The 398-nt window shown below is 39.9% G+C and carries 1 protein-coding gene; it reads right to left on the reverse strand.

The genetic code is table 11. The features are described from left to right. The coding region (locus MMY95_RS15695) for a hypothetical protein (protein ID WP_241277832.1) at nucleotides 1-398 on the reverse strand (398 nt) is incomplete at both ends.

Genomic DNA, 398 nt, shown 5'->3' on the forward strand with positions numbered 1-398 from the left:
GGATCATATGAATCTAATTTTTTCAACTCGGAAACCAATTCTGACTTTTTACCACGCCATTGTTTCTTACCATCCAAAAGTTCTAATATGCCACTTACAAACGGATTAGTGTCAGCCGAATTGATTGCCGCTTGATGACGGTTCTTAACGTAAATATCCCCAAAGTATCTTGGTGTTGCGCCTAACTCTCTGTGTGCATTCTCAACAAATCGGCACCAATCAACCATGCGGCCACCTGTAAAATTTGATTGACCCGCATATTTCAAACTATCAACGACTGCATTCAATAAGGCACCTAAAATCAGGCTATGGTTTTCCGTAAACCACCGATAGATTTCTTCTTCCGTTCGCCGTTTTTTTGGTGCTTCTATTTCTAGAATAATTGACCGGTCTAATAA

This window comes from Lactiplantibacillus sp. ME-2, from assembly GCF_022549155.1.
Taxonomy (GTDB): Bacteria; Bacillota; Bacilli; order Lactobacillales; family Lactobacillaceae; genus Lactiplantibacillus; species Lactiplantibacillus plantarum.